Annotated in this window: 14 protein-coding genes and 1 pseudogene; 5 read left to right on the top strand and 10 right to left on the bottom strand. The window is 73.2% G+C overall.

Features of this window, described 5'->3' with window-relative positions:
- Nucleotides 1-16 precede the first annotated feature (16 nt).
- From HS045_RS23955 to HS045_RS23945, 3 genes are all read right to left on the bottom strand, one after another.
- Complete coding sequence (locus HS045_RS23955; RefSeq protein ID WP_307827675.1) at nt 17-394, bottom strand: sulfurtransferase TusA family protein; 378 nt, start codon at nt 392-394, stop codon at nt 17-19.
- Nucleotides 395-496: 102 nt separating this feature from the next.
- The gene (locus tag HS045_RS23950; RefSeq protein ID WP_307827674.1) at nt 497-2,527 is read right to left on the bottom strand and encodes a protein kinase; all 2,031 of its coding nucleotides are present in this window, start codon (nt 2,525-2,527) and stop codon (nt 497-499) included.
- 94 nt (nt 2,528-2,621) lie between these two features.
- Nucleotides 2,622-3,983 (bottom strand): FAD-binding oxidoreductase, encoded by a 1,362-nt coding sequence (locus HS045_RS23945; RefSeq protein WP_196453626.1) that lies wholly within the window; start codon nt 3,981-3,983, stop codon nt 2,622-2,624.
- A 345-nt stretch (nt 3,984-4,328) separates the two neighbouring features.
- Here HS045_RS23945 and HS045_RS23940 point away from each other — a divergent pair, with 345 nt between their 5' ends.
- The 3 genes from HS045_RS23940 (at nt 4,329) to HS045_RS23930 (ending at nt 8,463) form a co-directional block, all read left to right on the top strand.
- Nucleotides 4,329-7,061 carry an immune inhibitor A domain-containing protein gene (locus HS045_RS23940; protein WP_307827673.1) on the top strand — a complete coding sequence of 911 codons (2,733 nt, stop codon included), beginning with the start codon at nt 4,329-4,331 and terminating at the stop codon, nt 7,059-7,061.
- A gap of 136 nt (nt 7,062-7,197) precedes the next feature.
- On the top strand, nt 7,198-8,136 hold the full coding sequence (locus HS045_RS23935; protein ID WP_196453624.1) for a diacylglycerol kinase family protein: 939 nt from the start codon (nt 7,198-7,200) through the stop codon (nt 8,134-8,136).
- A gap of 153 nt (nt 8,137-8,289) precedes the next feature.
- Nucleotides 8,290-8,463 (top strand): hypothetical protein, encoded by a 174-nt coding sequence (locus HS045_RS23930; protein ID WP_196453623.1) that lies wholly within the window; start codon nt 8,290-8,292, stop codon nt 8,461-8,463.
- 22 nt (nt 8,464-8,485) lie between these two features.
- Here the strand turns inward: HS045_RS23930 and HS045_RS23925 are convergent, their stop codons facing one another.
- Together HS045_RS23925 and HS045_RS34880 are read right to left on the bottom strand one after the other, a co-directional pair.
- On the bottom strand, nt 8,486-9,247 hold the full coding sequence (locus tag HS045_RS23925) for an SDR family oxidoreductase (protein ID WP_196453622.1): 762 nt from the start codon (nt 9,245-9,247) through the stop codon (nt 8,486-8,488).
- Between the two features lie 94 nt (nt 9,248-9,341).
- Nucleotides 9,342-9,800 (bottom strand): MarR family winged helix-turn-helix transcriptional regulator, encoded by a 459-nt coding sequence (locus tag HS045_RS34880; RefSeq protein ID WP_307827672.1) that lies wholly within the window; start codon nt 9,798-9,800, stop codon nt 9,342-9,344.
- A gap of 75 nt (nt 9,801-9,875) precedes the next feature.
- Between HS045_RS34880 and HS045_RS23915 the strand changes: the two genes are divergently transcribed.
- The gene (locus tag HS045_RS23915; protein ID WP_196453621.1) at nt 9,876-10,901 is read left to right on the top strand and encodes a hypothetical protein; all 1,026 of its coding nucleotides are present in this window, start codon (nt 9,876-9,878) and stop codon (nt 10,899-10,901) included.
- A gap of 20 nt (nt 10,902-10,921) precedes the next feature.
- Here the strand turns inward: HS045_RS23915 and HS045_RS34875 are convergent.
- From HS045_RS34875 to HS045_RS23905, 3 genes and pseudogenes are all read right to left on the bottom strand, one after another.
- A pseudogene (locus tag HS045_RS34875) lies at nt 10,922-11,302 on the bottom strand (Uma2 family endonuclease); the annotation flags it as partial.
- A gap of 174 nt (nt 11,303-11,476) precedes the next feature.
- Nucleotides 11,477-11,833 (bottom strand): hypothetical protein, encoded by a 357-nt coding sequence (locus HS045_RS23910; RefSeq protein ID WP_196453620.1) that lies wholly within the window; start codon nt 11,831-11,833, stop codon nt 11,477-11,479.
- A complete protein-coding gene (locus tag HS045_RS23905; protein ID WP_196453619.1) occupies nt 11,830-12,300 on the bottom strand; it encodes a hypothetical protein in 471 nt (156 codons plus the stop codon). Before HS045_RS23905 ends, HS045_RS23910 begins: the two co-directional genes overlap by 4 nt.
- 272 nt (nt 12,301-12,572) lie before the next feature.
- Between HS045_RS23905 and HS045_RS23900 the strand changes: the two genes are divergently transcribed.
- Nucleotides 12,573-13,445 carry a hypothetical protein gene (locus tag HS045_RS23900; RefSeq protein ID WP_196453618.1) on the top strand — a complete coding sequence of 291 codons (873 nt, stop codon included), beginning with the start codon at nt 12,573-12,575 and terminating at the stop codon, nt 13,443-13,445.
- Here HS045_RS23900 and HS045_RS23895 read toward each other — a convergent pair.
- Together HS045_RS23895 and HS045_RS23890 are read right to left on the bottom strand one after the other, a co-directional pair.
- On the bottom strand, nt 13,396-14,838 hold the full coding sequence (locus tag HS045_RS23895; protein ID WP_196453617.1) for a rhamnulokinase family protein: 1,443 nt from the start codon (nt 14,836-14,838) through the stop codon (nt 13,396-13,398). The two genes, HS045_RS23900 and HS045_RS23895, sit on opposite strands and share 50 nt — an antisense overlap.
- A complete protein-coding gene (locus HS045_RS23890; RefSeq protein WP_196453616.1) occupies nt 14,835-15,836 on the bottom strand; it encodes a LacI family DNA-binding transcriptional regulator in 1,002 nt (333 codons plus the stop codon). The genes HS045_RS23895 and HS045_RS23890 overlap by 4 nt, the downstream gene beginning before the upstream one ends.
- Nucleotides 15,837-15,872: the final 36 nt, after the last annotated feature.

Here is a 15,872-nt window from a genome sequence, read left to right as displayed (position 1 = left end):
TGCGGCCGCGGCCTCCTCAGCGCTCGCCGGAATGCCACGGCCGGTCGGCCGCGGTGGAGCGGGCGTCGGCGGCCACCGCCAGGGCGTAGGCCGCGTGGGGAGCGTAGGCGCCGGTGGGGCCGAGGTAGGCGTGGCCGGTCAGATGGCACCAGGCGGGCAGGTCGATCGGCGCGGCCGGGTCGGCCGTGATCAGATGCACGACGGTGCCGGGAGCCAGGCCGGTGACCAGCCGCCTCAGCTCGATCAGCAATTGCACGCACCGCCGGTCCTCGCCGTCCAGGACCGCCGGCCCGCAGTCGGTGGTCTCGTTCCCGGGGATCGGCAGCGTCATGCCCGTCGCGGCGGCCCCGTCGTCGCTGAGCGGGCGAGCGCACACGCCTGCCTCATGAGACACCGTGAGCACGATCCCGGTCGTGGCGCCGTGACCGGCACCGGGCCTTCCGCCCCGCCGGTCGGGGCGCTCCGCACCGGGCCGCAGGCGCGCGGGACCGGCCGGTCAGCCGCAGTGGCTCCATCCGCTCTTCCAGGACAGCGAGCCGTGCGAACCGCCCCAGATGACGCACTTCTTGGCGGCGGCGAGCCGTACCGGGCCCGCGTAGGCGGTGAAGCCGCCGGGGTTGCTTCCCGACGAGCCGCCCTTCACCTGGAGGATCGCGTTCATCCTGACCTTGCCGGGGTGGACGTACCGGGACAGGGTGACGACGCAGTTCTGCTTGCTGGTGGCGTTGTAGAGCAGGTGGATCGTCGCGCTGCCGCCGAGCGCGTGGGAGTCGATCTGCTTGAAGCCCGTCCCGCACACCTGGGCGGCGGTGTAGGGGTTCGGCTTCAACGCCGGCTTGGCGGTGGGTTTGGGCGTGGCCTTCGCGGTGGCGGTGGGCCTGGGCGTGGCCTTCGCGGTGGCCGTGGGCCTGGTCGTCGGTTTCGCGGCGGACTTGGCGCCGCTCCTGGCCGGGGAGGGGGAGGGCGCGGAGGAGCCGCCGACCTCCGTCGGCTGCGCGGCCTCGTCGCCCGGCTGCAGCATCCCGTCGTCCGGGCGGGAGGTGGCCTTCCGCGTCGGGCGCGGCGTCGGTTTCGCCGATCGCCCGCCGTCGTCCGGACGGGTCCGGGAGTCGTCCGCCGGCGCCGCGGACTCCTCCGGGTCGCCCGCGGACTCCGGTGCGGAGCTCCTCTCCGGAGCCGGTTCGGAGGACTCCGCGGCCGCGGACGGCTCGCCGGGGACGAGCTCGGGGACCGGCTCTCCGATCGGGGCTCCGGTAGAGGTTCCGGCCGGGTCGCCGACGGGTTCCCCGGCCGGATCGCCGGCCGGTTCCCCGGCGGCCTCCTGCCGCGCCGCCGCGGAGGAGGCCGCCGGACCGGTGGCCCGGGAGGCGGCGGCCTCCTCGCCGTTGCGCAGGACGACCACGGTCCCGGTGGCCACGCCGAGGACGGCCACGGCCGCCACCCCGGCCAGCAGCAGGCCCGTCGGGCGCCGCGGCCGGGACGGCCGCTCCGCGGCGACGGCCCGGGGGCCGGCCCCTCCGGGAGGCGCGGTCCGCGGCGCGACCGCTCCGGAAGGCCCGGTGGGCGCGGCGGGCCCTCCGGCGGATCCAGCGGGCCCTCCGGAGGGCGCGGCGGATCCGGGAACCGCTGGAGGCCCGCCCGATCCGAGGGCCCCGGTCTGCCCGGTGGGCGCGGCGGACCCGGGGTGCGGGGCCCGGAGGTCGTGCCTTCCGGGCGGGGCGGTGCCCGACATGAGGTGGCCGACGAGCTGCTCGGCGGTGGGCCGCAGCGCCGGGTCCTTGGCCAGGGCGGCGGCGATCAGGTCGCGCAGCGGTCCGGGGTCCAGCCGGCTCAGGTCCGGCTCGACGGTCAGGATCCGGTTCATCACCACGGGGATGGAGTCCTGGCCGAACGCGGGCGTCCCGGTGGCGGCGAAGACCATGGTCACCCCCCAGGCGAACACGTCGACGGCGGGCGTGGCCTCGCCGCCGCTGAGCTGCTCGGGGGCCAGGTAGGACGGCGTTCCCACGGACGTCCCGGTGGCGGTGGTGCCGGGGGAGTCCAGGGCCCTGGCGATGCCGAAGTCGATGACGACCGGGCCCTCGGGACCCATCAGCACGTTGGCGGGCTTGAAGTCGCGGTGCAGGATGCCCGCGCGGTGGATGGCCGACAGGGCGGTGGCCGTGCTGACGGCCAGGCGCTCCAGCGAGGCGCCGCGGCGCGGGCCCTCGGTGTCGACGAGCCGCCGCAGCGACGGGCCGGGCACGTACTCGCTGACGATGTACGGCCGGCTGCCCGCCAGGTCGGCGTGCAGGACCGGCGCGGTGCAGAACCGCGCCACCCGCCGGGCGACCGCGACCTCCCGCAGGAATCGCGTCCGGGCGTCGGGGTCCGTCGTCAGCCCCTGGTGGAGGAGCTTGACGGCCACCTGCTCCCCTTGGGGCCCCCGCCCCAGGTAGACGACGCCCTGACCGCCCTCCCCGAGCCGCCCGGTGAGCTCGAACGGTCCCAGCCGTCGAGGATCCTCCGCCGTGAGCGGCTGCACCACGATGACCCCCCGGCAAAACCCAATAATTCGGTTAAGTGGTGCAGAACGCTACCAGTGCGGGAGGCGGGACGGATGATCTATCGGAATCCCGGTCTCAGATGGCCTTGCCCGGGTTGAGGATGCCGAGCGGGTCGAAGACCCGCTTGATGCCGAGGTGGACCTCCTCGGTGACCGGCCCCGCCTCCAGCGCCAGCCAGCGCCGCTTGAGCAGTCCCACCCCGTGCTCGCCGGTGAGGGTGCCGCCGCGGCTCAGGGCCTCCCGGAAGACCTCGTCGGCGGCGGCCCAGACCTCGGGCGGCGGCTCGGGCAGTCCGCGGTCGAAGACGAACACCGGGTGCAGGTTGCCGTCCCCGGCGTGCGCCACCGTGCAGATCGGCACGCCGTGCCGGGCCGCGATCGCCTCGATGGCGGAGATCATGTCCGGCAGCGCCGAGCGCGGCACGCACACGTCCTCGACCAGGCAGGCGCCGAGCCGCTCCTTGGCCTGGTAGGCCATCCGCCGCAGGGCGATCAGCTCCTCGGACTCCCGGGGATCGGCCGCCACCGCGACGAACGAGGCCCCGTTCTCCTCGCACAGCTCGCGCATCCGCCCGGCCACCGCGGGCCCGTCCACCGCGTCGGACTGCGCGATCAGCATCGCCTGGACGGCGGGCTCCAGGCCGATGTTCCGCCAGTCGTCGATGGCCTGGAGGGTGGCCCGGTCGAGCATCTCCAGCAGCGACGGCTGGCAGCCGGCCGCGATGATCGCCGCCACGGCCGCCGCCGCGTCGCGCAGGGAGCCGAACTCCGCGGCGATCGTGGCCGGCGGGGCCAGGGGGGCGCGGCGCAGCCGTACGGTGGCGGAGGTGATCACGCCGAGGGTGCCCTCGGACCCGACGAACAGGCCGGTCAGGTCGTAGCCCGTCACCCCCTTGACCGTCCGCCTGCCGGTGGTGAGGATCCGCCCGTCGGCCAGCACGACCTCCAGGCCCAGGGCCGAGTCGCGGGTCACGCCGTACTTCACGCAGCGCAGGCCGCCGGCGTTGGTGGCCAGGTTGCCGCCGATGGTGGAGATCTCGTAGGAGGAGGGGTCGGGGGCGTACATCAGGCCGTGCCCGCGGGCCGCGCGGTCCAGGTCGGCGGTGATGACGCCGGGCTCCACCACGGCGATCTCGTCGGCGGGGGAGAGCTCGGTGATCGCGGTCATCTTCTGCAGCGCCAGCACGACGCACCCCTGCACGGCCGTCGCGCCGCCGGCCAGTCCCGTCCCGGCCCCGCGGGGCACCACCGGGACCCGGTGGCGGGTGGCCCACTCCATGACGGCGACGACGTCGGCGGTGCGCTCGGCGAGCACGACGGCCAGCGGGCCGCCCGGCTCCAGGAACGTCCGGTCGCGGGCGTAGGAGTCGGTGACGTCGGGGTCGGTCAGCACCTTCGGCGAACCGAGCACGGCGGTGAGTTCAGCGATAGCGGTCACCCTCCGGACTGTACGGCCCGCGGAACCCGCCCCCGTACCGCCCGTAAGCCCGGTTGCGGGCCCGCCGCAGGCGTGCGCCCCGGCATCACGCGATCGCCCAACATGATCCCGTTAATTAATGCTCGTCCTTTATGTCCTAGTTGTGAGATATCTTCCAACAAACCGATTGATCACATTTTTACAACATCAGTCGGACGGTTTACCTCTGCTTTATCCCGTCCTCTAACGTCCCGCACGGTGCGCAAATACGCGCGCCGGGGAGCGTCCGCGCCCGGCGAACCCGGGCAGGGAGGGTATCCGTTGTCCAGCAGAGGCAGAGGCGCGCGCAGGCGCCTTCTCGCGATCGTGCCCGTTCTCGGGCTCGCCGCCGCGGGACTGTCCGTCAGCGGCGTGTCGGCCCAGGCCGACACCTCGGCCGCGCGATATGTCCCGTCATCGAGCGACTACTACATCAACTACGCGCCGCCGCGGGTCCAGAGCGACAGCACGGCCATCGACGAGCGCTTCCAGCGCGGCGCAGCCAAGCGGTCGGGTCTGGCCCACGCGCAGGAGGTCGACCGGAAGTTCGCCGAGGGCAACCCGGTCGCCGCCAAGACGCTCGCCTCGCGGGAGACCCGGGCGATCAGGACGGGCAAGAACCCCTTCGACTTCATCTTCAAGAAGGCGGGCCAGACCCAGCAGGCGAAGCTGCTCACCCTCCTCATCGAGTTCGACGAGAACGCAGGCGACGACTTCTCCGGCTTCAGCCGGCCCAAGTCGATCGACGACGTCAACGACTGCGTGACCGAGCCGCCGGGCACCAAGCTCAACGGCCCGCTGCACAACCGGATCCCCGACCCCGCCGCCTCCGGCGCGGGCCGGGACAACAACACCATGTGGGTTCCGGACTTCAGCCCGGAGCACTACAACAAGATGCTCTACTCGGACAAGGGGATCACCCAGCGCGTCCGGACCGACCTCACCGACCCCCGGGACGGTAAGAAGGGCATCGACATCTCCGGCCACACCATGAAGAAGATGTACGAGGAGATGTCCAAGGGCGCCTACACCGTCACCGGTGAGGCGATCGGCTGGATCAAGGTCCCGCACTCGGAGGCCTGGTACGGCGCCGGCCGCTGCGGCACCATCCCGCAGGACATGTCCGGCCACCCCGACAACCCGGCCGGCCCCGCCGCGCTCGGCGTCGACGCGGTCAACGTCCTGGCGCAGCAGAACCCCGACTTCCCCTGGGCCGACTACGACGTCGAGGACACCGGCGACGCCGACGGCGACGGCAACACCCTGGAGCCGGACGGCGTGGTCGACCACCTCGTCCTGGTCCACGCGGGCGCCGACAAGTCGGGCGGCGGCGGCGCCGAGGGCCCCTACGCCATCTGGGCGCACTCCAGCGCCATCGCCGGCGGCTACACGATCCCCGGCACGAACATGAAGATCTCCAACTACATCGTGCAGCCCGAGGACTCCGGCGTCGGCGTCTTCGCCCACGAGTACGGCCACGACCTGGGCCTGCCGGACTTCTACGACGCCTCCGGCGGCGGCGACACCAGCGTGGACTTCTGGGACCTGATGTCCTCCGGCTCGCACGCCGGCCCGATCATGCAGGCGATGCCGACCCACATGGGCCTGTACGCCAAGTGGGTGCTCGGCTGGGCCGACCCGAAGATCGTCGACCCGGGTGACCGCAAGCAGCTGGTGACCGTCGGCCAGTCCTCGCGCACGCCCAAGCACACCGCGGACGGCCTGCGCGTCAACCTGCCCGACAAGAACGTCACGATGGCCGTGCCGCACAGCGGCGCCAAGCTGTGGTGGTCCGGCAACGACCAGAGCTGGGCCGACGTCAAGCTGACCCGCACGATCGACGTCCCCGCCGAGGGCGACCCGCGCTTCTGGATGTGGAACCAGTACGCCATCGAGGCCGACTGGGACTACGGCTTCGTCGAGGTCTCCGCCGACGGCGGCGCCACCTGGGCCGAGCAGAAGGTCTACGACGAGGCCGGGACGCTGGTCACCACCGACGACGGCTACGACGACCCCAACAGCCGCATGCACGACTTCGGCGACAAGAAGTACGGCCTCACCGGCGCGACCGACGGCTGGCGGCACGACTACGTCAGCCTGGCGCCGTTCGCCGGCAAGACGGTCCAGATCCGCCTGCGCTACGTCACCGACGCCGGCTTCGAGGACACCGGCTGGTTCGCCGACGACTTCGCGGTGACCGCCGGCGGCGCCACGGTGTGGAGCGACGACGTCGAGGGCGGCGACAACGGCTGGACCGCCGTCAAGGGCACCTTCACCGACACCTCCGGCACCGGCTGGCACACCCACAGCGGCAGCCTGCAGACCGCCCAGTACTACCTGGCCGAGTGGCGCAACTTCGACGGCTTCGACAAGGGCCTGCAGTACACCTACGACACCACCTGGTCGCACGAGAACGCCTGGAAGGTCGAGCGGGTCAAGTACAACGCGCCCGGCCTGCTGGTCTGGTACCGCGACGCGGCCTACCCGGCCAACAACGGCGACGCGCACACCTTCGCGCTCCCGTCGGTCGGCCCCAAGGGCGAGATCCTCGTCGTCGACTCGCACTACGAGCCGCTGCGCCGCAGCGGTGAGGCGGCCGAGAAGGACCCGTCGGCGCTGAAGAACATCCCCTCGCGCCCGCAGTCCTCCAACGCGGCCTTCACCTTCGGCAGGACCTACCCGTTCACCGAGTGCATCGAGGGCGAGCCGTTCACCGAGTACTGCACGAAGTTCCCGGCCCTGCCGGCGGTGAAGACCTTCACCGACGCCACGACCTGGTACCCGGGTCTGGAGGTCCGCGACGGCAACCTGTTCTACCGCCACCGCGACGCCTCGGCCGTCGTCCCCTCCAAGGGCGACCAGCCGTACTCCACCCGGGTCGTCAACCCCGACGGCACCCCGGCCACGGAGCTGTACGGCACCGACATCGGCGGCGGCCACGTCCTGGGCACCGGCAACCCCGGCGACGAGGGCAAGGCGCTGGGCGTGCAGCTCAAGCTGATCTCCCCGCTCCCGGCGAACCTGGGCGTCGTCGTCCAGGTGACCCCGGCCAAGAAGTGAACGGAGAAGGGAACCCGGTGGTGACACCGGGCGGATAGACCGGCCCGCAGGGCCCGCCGCGGGATCAGGGCCACGCCGTCGGTGCGACGGCGTGGCCCTACGATTTGCAGGGAGGACCAGGACGAAGAGGGGCAGCGTGGGAGAGCTTCGCAGCAAGGCCGAGCACACCGAGGCCGTTCGGGCCGGGCGCAGGGCCTGCGTGGTGGTCAACACGCGCTCGCGCCGGGGCCGCCGCCGCTACCCCCAGGTGCTCCGCATGCTCCGGGCCGGGGGCTTCGACCTCCTCGGCGTCTTCCCGGTGGACGACCCCGGGCGGCTGCGCGAGATCCTCGACGCCGCCCTGGAGGCCGGCCCCGACGTGCTCGTCGTCGGCGGCGGGGACGGCACGCTCAGCGCCGCCGTCAAGCACGTCGCCCACCGCGACGTCGCCCTCGGCGTGCTGCCGCTGGGCACCACCAACAACTTCGCCCGCAGCCTCGGCCTCCCGCTGGACCTGGCCGGCGCGATCCGGGTGCTGCGCACCGGCAAGGTCGCCGACATCGACCTGGGCGTCGCCGGGGACCGGGAGTTCGCCAACCTGGCCAGCTTCGGCGTCTCGGTCGAGGTCGCCGGGACGGTCCGGCCGTGGCTGAAGCGGCTGCTCGGCCGGGCCGCCTACCCGCTGACCGCCCTGACGATCCTGCCCGGGCACCGGCCGTTCCGCGCGTTCATCACGGTCAAGGGCCGCCGCCACGAGCTGCTCACCCACCAGCTCAACATCGCCAACGGCCGCTTCCACGGCGGCTGGCAGGTCGCCCGCGACATCAGCATCGACGACGGCCTCCTGGTCGCCTACCAGCTCGGCTCCGGCAAGCGGTTCCGGCTGCTGGTGGAGACCCTGGTCCGGGCCGCCACCGGGCGCTGGCGCAGCCTGGCCGGCGGCCCCTTCGTGATCGGCACCGAGATGTACCTGGAGACCGACCCCCCGATGGCCGCCGACGTCGACGGCGAGGTCCGCCTGATGACCCCCCTGACGATCAGGACCGTGCCCAACGGCCTGCGGGTGATGGTCCCGCAGGACTTCGTCGACTCCTGAAGCGGCCCGCCGTACGGCCGAGCGGCCCGCCGTACGGCCGAGCGGCCCGCCGTGCGGTCCCGGAGGACGTCGCCGGCGGACGGCCGGCGCGCGGCGGGCTGATTGGGAGGCGCCGTCCGGGGTAGCCGTACGTCCTCGACAGATGGAGGAGACATGGCATCCCTGATATCCCGCATCCGCGGCTACCTGAGCAGCCCGCAGGGGCGGCGGAACGTGGAGAAGGCCAAGGCGATGGCGCGCGACCCGCGCAACCAGCAGAAGGCGCGCGGGCTGCTGGCCCGCCTGCGCGGCGGCCGGAGCCACCGCCCCCCGGCGAACCGCTGGTAGGCCCCGGTCCCCGGCCGGCCGCTCAGCCGGCGAACGGGTCGCGCCTGCGGAAGGGGGCGAGGGCGAAGCGGGCCGCGACCCTGGCCGGGGTGAGCCGGCGGACGTGCGCGCCGTTGCGGGCGCGGGCGACCACCCGCTCGGCCAGCCAGGGGGCGACGACGTCGACCGGGTCGGCCAGGATCGAGAAGATCTTCTTCGCCCGTTCCAGCTCCGCCGGGCCGTACCCGTGGGTCAGCAGGTCGGTGACCACCATGCCGGGGCTGAGCAGGCCCGCCGAGACGCCGGGGGGCGCCTCCTGCGCCAGCGCGCGGGTGAGGTAGGTGAGCGCGCGCTTGGTGGCGCCGTAGACCCCCAGGCCGGGCACCGTGCGGCCGTCGCTGCCCAGGCCCTCCATGTTCCACACGTGGCCGCCGCCCTGGGCGGCCATGCCCGCCACGGCGACCGCGGAGCCGTTGAGGGCGCCCAGGAGGTTCACCTCGACGACGGCGCGGGCCTCCTCCTCCGGGAGCCGCCACAGCGGGGTGCGGGCGTGGGAGACGCCGGCGTTGTTGATCCAGACGTCGACCCGGCCGTGGCGCTCCACCGCGGCGTCCCACAGCTCCTGGAGCCGGGCGCGGTCGGTGACGTCGGCGACCATCGCCAGGACGTCGAGCCCGGCCGCGGCCTCGCGCACCGTCTCGGCCCGGCTGCCGCACAGGGCCACCCGGTGGCCGCGCGCCGCCAGGCACCGGACCAGGCCGAGGCCGAGGCCTCGCGATCCGCCGGTCACCACGATCGTGCTCATCGCGTTCCCCTCCTGCGTTCCGTAGGCCGTTCCGCAGGCCGTTCCGCAGGCCGTTCCGTCGGCGGGCGGTGCGGCGCGGGGCCGTACGGGCGGCTCAGACCGAGGTGATCAGGGTGATCAGCTGCTCGCGGAACCCGGAGTAGTCCTCCAGCGCGCCGAAGAGGGTGTCGGAGCCGCGCTCCTCCTCGCGCGCCGCGGCCAGCACCCGCAGCCCCGGGGGGGTGATGCCGACCAGGGCGCGGCGGCGGTCCCGCGGGTCCGTCTCCGTGACCACGTGACCGCAGCGCCGCAGGTGGTCGACGGTCCGGCTCATGGTCTGGTCGGTGACCCGGCACAGCGCGGCGAGCTCGCGCTGGGGCAGCCGGCCCTCCGCGACGTGGTGCAGGACGATCAGCCCCGCGTGGGTGAGGCCGTGCGCCGCCAGGAAGGCGTGGAAGCGCCCCTCCACCACGCGGGCCGCCACCGAGAGCAGCCGGCCGGTGGGCCAGGAGCGGATGTCGGCGCGCACCGCGTCCGGATCCTGTGCGATGTACTGCTCGTCCCCGTCGGCCACCGGCCCATTGTCCCAGACGCACGTTCTCGGCCTCCGCCGTTGTTCAGCCCGCTGATGATCTGAATAATGGTCAGCATGCTGAACATTTCGGACGAGCGCAACGCCCGCCGCGCCCTCCTCCTCGGCGTCGCGGCCAGCGCGCTGCTCACCGGGATGGTGTGGCTGCTCGGCCAGCGGCTGCAGGGCATCCGCCTGCTGCCCGACCAGGGCGCGTCCTGGTACTACTGGAAGCTGCCCGAGCCGACGGTGTGGACCCGCGCCTCGGCCTGGCTCGGCTACGCGGCCCACCAGGCGGCGCTGTGGGGGCTGATCCACCACGCCCAGACCCGGGTCCGCCGCTACACCTCCGGCCTGCACCCGGTCAACGTCGCGGCCCTGGCGGTGAACCTCGGCTTCATCCTGCTGCACACCGTGCAGACCCACCTGTTCTACGACGGCCTGGCCCAGGACGTGTCGATCTTCAGCTCGCAGGGGTCGGTGGTCCTGCTGCTGGTCGCGGTCCTGCTGATGGAGAACCGGCGCCGGGGCCTGTTCCTCGGCAGGCCCGCGCCGATCGGCGAGCGGGTGACGGCCTTCGTCCGCCGCTACCACGGCTACCTGTTCAGCTGGGCGGCCGTCTACACCTTCTGGTACCACCCGATGGAGGCCACCAGCGGGCACCTGATCGGCTTCTTCTACATGTTCCTGCTCCTGCTGCAGGGCAGCCTCTTCTTGACCCGGGCGCACACCGGCCGCTGGTGGACCTTCACCCTGGAGGCCATGGTGGCGGTGCACGGCACCCTGGTGGCCGTCATGGCCTCCGGTCCCGGCGGCGCCTGGCCGATGTTCCTCTTCGGCTTCCTGGGCGTCTTCGTCGTCACCCAGATGCACGGGCTCGGCCTGTCGGCGACCGCCCGGTGGCTGCTCGCCGGCTGCTACGCGGTCGCGGTGGCGGCGGTGTACGGCGTGCGCGGCTTCGGCTCGCTCGACGAGATCGTCCGCATCCCGGTCATCGAGTACCTGCTCGTCGGCGTGCTGGCCGCGCTGGTCTGGGCGGGGCTGGGAGCGGCCGGGCTCGTGCGCCGCCGCAGGCCCGCCGGCGCGTCGCAGGACGAGGGATGATCCCGTAACCGCCCCGGTGACACGATCTCCACGACGGGCAGGGCGTGCTCGGCGCGGAGCCGTTCGCCCCGCCCTCGATCCAGGCACCGGTGGAGCGCGACGTCGGGCCGCCGGGTGAGCAGCGGCAGGTCCCTCAGCCGCAGGTCGACGTCGTTGTTCACGGTGAGGCACTCATGCCCCTTGCTCATCGCGGCGCGGGCATGACTCTCCAGCAGGTCGGCCAGTCGCCTGCCGGCCGTCCGGTGATCGGGTGTGGGCGCCGCGCAGTAGACCACGTAGCCGTCGACGATCTCGATGGCCTTGGCGATCTCCTCGGGAAGCGCCTCGTACTCCTCGGCGGTGACGCGGGCGGGCTGAGGACGGATGCCGAGAAGCCAGCTGTCGTCCGGCAACGCCGTCATCCGGCACCTCCCCGTCACTGTCCGCTCGACGGGCCGAGCTTACGGCCTGGCCTGCCGACCGGAAAGAAGAACCGACCTTTCCCGGTAATGGCTGCTCGCCGCCTGCTACGCGGTCGCGGTCCTGCTGGTGTACGGCGTGCGCGGGTTCGGCTCGGGCGACGAGATCGTGCGCACTCAGCCGTCGGTGTCCTTGGGGTGACGGGGTGAGGCGTAAATGATCCAGACGGTACGGGCGGTGTCATCGATGGCGTAGCGGACGCGTCCGCCGCTGGTGACCTCGAATTCCCACTGCTCCATCTCATGGCCATTATGGCGATGGGTCGCGAGGTCGCCGCGTAGGCGATGCTGGCGCTCGTGATCGACCCGTGAGCGTGGATCGGCACGCAGCGTCTCAAAACACCGGCGGGTGTTGGCCAGCGCGTGGCGGCACAACTCCTCCCATCCTTTGACCGCATCGCTGCTGCCGAATCGGAGATCCCATTCGTCATCCGGAGGTGGGACCGTGACCCGGTCCCCGCGCTTCGGGCTCACGCTGAGACCTCGACCGGACCGAAGTCGCCGCTGGTGGCCTGACGTGCTTGGGCGTGGTGTGCGGGGTCGGCCTTGATCCGAGCGGTGGCCCTCCAGCCCGCGATGACCTCCTGTGCGGTGACGTCGACATCCAGCTCCGCGGCGTCGGAAAGCGCCTCGACCAGCTCCAGGGTGAAGGAGCGGAGCTCGTCGGAGGTGAGGTGGCGGACCCAGGGGAAGACCTCGGGCATGGCGACGACCAGCGTTCGGGCGGTCGGGTCGTGCTTGAGGAGGGCCAGGAAGAGCCGGGACGCGGTGGCCAGCGTCTGCCCTCGCTGATCTTCGCGGTCGGCGGCGGTCAGGTAGAAATCGGGGGCGTCACGGTGGGTGATGCGCACCCGGCCGAGGCGGGCGGCGCGTTCCGCGACGGCTCGGGGATTTCTCGACAGGTCCGAAAAGGTGACGGCGTCGGCATTGCTGGTGCTCACCTCGCCATCGTAAGTCAGAATGCGTTCTGAAGACGGCGAGTCGAGGGAAGAGGCGGTACGCCGTCACCTACCGGGAAGTCGGCGGACCGAGCCGTCAGCCGGTCGTTCCGGCTTGGAATCGCAGCTCTGGCCAGTCGATCATGTTGGGGACCGGGTCGCCGACGTTGGGAGCGTCACCGGACTCGTTCTTCCGCGAGAGACGGAGTCGTTGTCAGGAGGTCTGGCATCGATCAGTATGTGCGTAATGGTGGTCCACTGAGGGATTCGATGAGGTGCGTACGATCATCCGCGCGTTCGTGGCCCTTGCGGTCGTGACGGCGGGCGCGGCGTGTTCGCAGGGGCCTGAGCCCGGTCGTGCCGCCACGCCGCCCACCACCGTCGCATCGGCGCCGCCCACCACGGCCGCGCCGACGGCGCAGTGGGTCGCGGGTCAGTGCATCGACGCACGCTGGGACGTCCACGGACACGACCTCGACAGCACCGCGTCGGCCATCGGAGTCGACGCCGTGCCCTGCTCGTCGGGCCAGGCCGCCGCCCGGATCCTCAAGGCCGTCGGCGGCGACGAGGACGCGGCGCTCGCGTCGTGCCCGATCGCGACCGACAAGATCCGGCCGGCGCCTGACGGCGGCTGGATCTGCGCCCGCAACCTGACCGCGCCGCACCCGGGTGACCCCGGCGGCGGCAGCGGCATCCTGCGGGTGGGCGACTGCCTCTACGCCGACGGCGACGACGAGTCCCTGGAGCCGGCGGAACGGCCCTGCTACGACCCCCACGGGCCGGGGAAGATCAGGAGCTTCCTGAAGAAGAAGTCGCAGTGCCGTGACCGGGAGGGCTCCGTCACCGAGTACAACACCACCAGGCGCGATTACTCGTCGCGCCGGGTGATCTGCCACGGGGACGGTGCCGGCGTCCGCGAGCCCGGACCGGAGTTCGAGGACGGCACGTGCGTCGCCGAGCCGGCCGTCCTCGACCTGCCCCTCGGCGACATGGTCTTCGGAGGGCTCGACCAGGTCTCCTGCGGTGACGAGGAGGCCTGGGCGGAGGTCCTCGGCACCGTGAGTGAGCAGCCCTGCCCCGCACGCGCCACGCGTGAGGTCACCGGTGACACGCACTACCCGGGAAAGATCTGCCTCCGCGCCCTGTGACCCGGGCCTCCGCCTCGTCCCAGGCCGCGGCGTCGCCGGAGGGCTCGTAGCGGCGCAGCGGTTCGACGCGCGCCGCCAGGGCGCGCATCTCGGCGAGGCCGGCGACCTCGCCGGCCGCCCGCGCCTGGACCAGCACGTTGCCCAGCGCGGTCGCCTCGGCGGGACCGGCCACCACCGGCAGGCCGCAGGCGTCGGCGGTGAGCCGGCACAGCAGCGCGTTGCGGGAGCCGCCGCCGACCAGGTGGACGGCCTCCACCTCGCGGCCGGACAGGGCGACCGCCTGGCGGATCGCGCGGCGGTGGCCCAGGGCCAGGCTCTCCATGATGCAGCGGACGAGCGCCGGGGGGGAGGAGGGCGGCTCCTGGCCGGTGCGGCGGCACTCGGCCGCGATCCGGGACGGCATGTCGCCCGGGGGCAGGAAGACGGGGGCGTCGGGGTCGACCAGCGCGGCGAACGGGCGCTCGCGCTCCGCGGCCTGCAGCAGGCCGGCGAGGTCGGCTCCGGGCCAGGCCCGCAGCGACTCCGACAGCAGCCACAGGCCCATGACGTTGCGCAGGTAGCGGACGGTGCCGTCGATCCCGGCCTCGTTGGTGAAGTTCGCCGCCCGCCCGGCCTCGGTCAGCACCGGGGCGGGCAGCTCCACCCCGGCCAGCGACCAGGTCCCGCAGGAGACGTAGGCGAAGCGCGGACCCGCGGCGGGCACCGCGGCGACCGCCGAGGCCGTGTCGTGCGAGGCGACGGCGACCACCCGGGCGGCGTGGCCGATCTCGGCCGCCGCCTCGGGCAGCAGCGGGCCGATCGGGTCGCCGGGCCGCCGCAGCGGGGGGAAGATCCGGGACGGCAGGCCCAGCCGGTCGATCAGGCCGGTCGCCCAGGACCGGGTGCGCACGTCCAGCAGCCCGGTGGTCGAGGCGTTGGTCACCTCCGCGCCGATCTCGCCGGTGAGCCGGTGGGCGATCAGGTCGGGGACGAGCAGCATCGTCGCGGCGCGGCCGAGGTCGTCGGCCAGCAGCTGGTAGACGGTGTTGAACGGCAGCACCTGCAGCCCGGCCACGTCGTAGAGGGCCCGCGCGCCGACCTCGGCCGCGACCCGCTCGGCGACGCCCTCGGTCCGCTCGTCGCGGTAGTGCACCGGGTCGCCCAGCAGGGCCCCGGCGGAGTCGAGCAGGCCGTAGTCGACCGCCCAGGAGTCCACGCCGATCGAGTCGACCGGCCCGGCCCGGCGCAGGCCGTGCAGGACCTCCCGGTAGAGGCCGTCCAGGTCCCAGCGGAGCCCGGCGGGCGTGCGGACCGGGCCGTTGGGGAAGCGGTGCGCCTCGGTCAGGGCCCGGCCGTCCCAGACCATGACCCGCCCGCTGGAGGCGCCGAGGTCGACGGCGGCGAAGCGGCTCATCGGGTGGACTCCCTGGCCACGAGCTCGGGCTGGAACATGATGTGCTGGTGGGCGTGGGTCTCGGGGTTCTCGCACTCGTCGAGCACCAGCTCGGTGGCGATGCGGCCGAGCTGGTGGGTGGGCTGGCGCATCGAGCTGAGCGAGACGGCCGAGGCGGCGGCGAACTCGATGTCGTCGTAGCCCATCAGCATCACGTCGTCGGGAACCCGCACCCCGGCCTGCAGCAGGGCGCGCAGCACGCCGAGCGCGAGCAGGTCGTTGGCGCAGAAGACGGCGTCCGGCAGCCCGGCGGCGAGCAGGTCGCCCGCGGCCTTCTCCCCGGCGCGCGCGTTCATCGCGGCCATCTCGGCGACCCGCAGCCGGTCCGGGCCCAGCCCGGCGGCCTCCAGCGCGGCCAGCGCGCCCTGCCGCCGCTCCAGGCACTGGCGGATCGTCAGCGGGCCGGTCACGTAGGCGACGCCGGAGGCGCCGCGGGCCAGCAGGTGGGCCACCGCGGTCCGGCCGCCGGCCACGTCGTCGACGGCCACCGCGCACTGGTCGGGCCGGTGCGCCGGGTGGTCGACCAGGACGACGCTGATGCCGTGCTCGCGCAGCCGGTCCAGCCGGCTGAGGTCCTCGTCGGTGGGGATGATCAGCACCCCCCGGACCCGCTGCTCGGCGAGCACGCGCAGGTTGCGCTCCTCCTTGGCGCGCGACCCGGCGGAGTTGCCGAGGATCACGGCGTAGCCGCGCTCGCTGGCCGCGTCCTCGATGCCGGCCGCCACGTCGGTGAAGAAGGGGTTGCCGATGTCGATGACGCTCAGGCCGAGGGTCCGGCTGTGCCCGGCGCGCAGCGTGGAGGCCGAGCCGTGGCGGACGAAGCCGAGCTCGCGGATCGCCTCCTCGACCCGCTCCCGGGTGGCGGCGGCGACCTTGGCGGGCCGGTTGAGCACGTTGGACACCGTGCCGGGGGAGACGCCCGCGCGAGCGGCGACCTCCTTGATGCTGACCGTGGTCATGGGCCCTGATTAAAACGTACCAACGACCCTGGCGCC

The organism is Planomonospora sp. ID82291 (assembly GCF_015711645.1).
GTDB lineage: Bacteria > Actinomycetota > Actinomycetes > Streptosporangiales > Streptosporangiaceae > Planomonospora.
Note: the sequence above shows the minus strand (reverse complement) of the source record. Positions and strands in the feature narration are given on the sequence as shown.

Excerpts from the sequence above, each read along its gene's own strand:
- HS045_RS23930 (WP_196453623.1), top strand. The coding sequence starts at position 8,290 with ATGGCATCCCTGATATCCCGCATCCGCGGCTACCTGAGCAGCCCGCAG.
- HS045_RS23925 (WP_196453622.1), bottom strand. The coding sequence starts at position 9,247 with ATGAGCACGATCGTGGTGACCGGCGGATCGCGAGGCCTCGGCCTCGGC.
- HS045_RS23915 (WP_196453621.1), top strand. The coding sequence starts at position 9,876 with ATGCTGAACATTTCGGACGAGCGCAACGCCCGCCGCGCCCTCCTCCTC.
- HS045_RS23895 (WP_196453617.1), bottom strand. The coding sequence starts at position 14,838 with ATGAGCCGCTTCGCCGCCGTCGACCTCGGCGCCTCCAGCGGGCGGGTC.
- HS045_RS23890 (WP_196453616.1), bottom strand. The coding sequence starts at position 15,836 with ATGACCACGGTCAGCATCAAGGAGGTCGCCGCTCGCGCGGGCGTCTCC.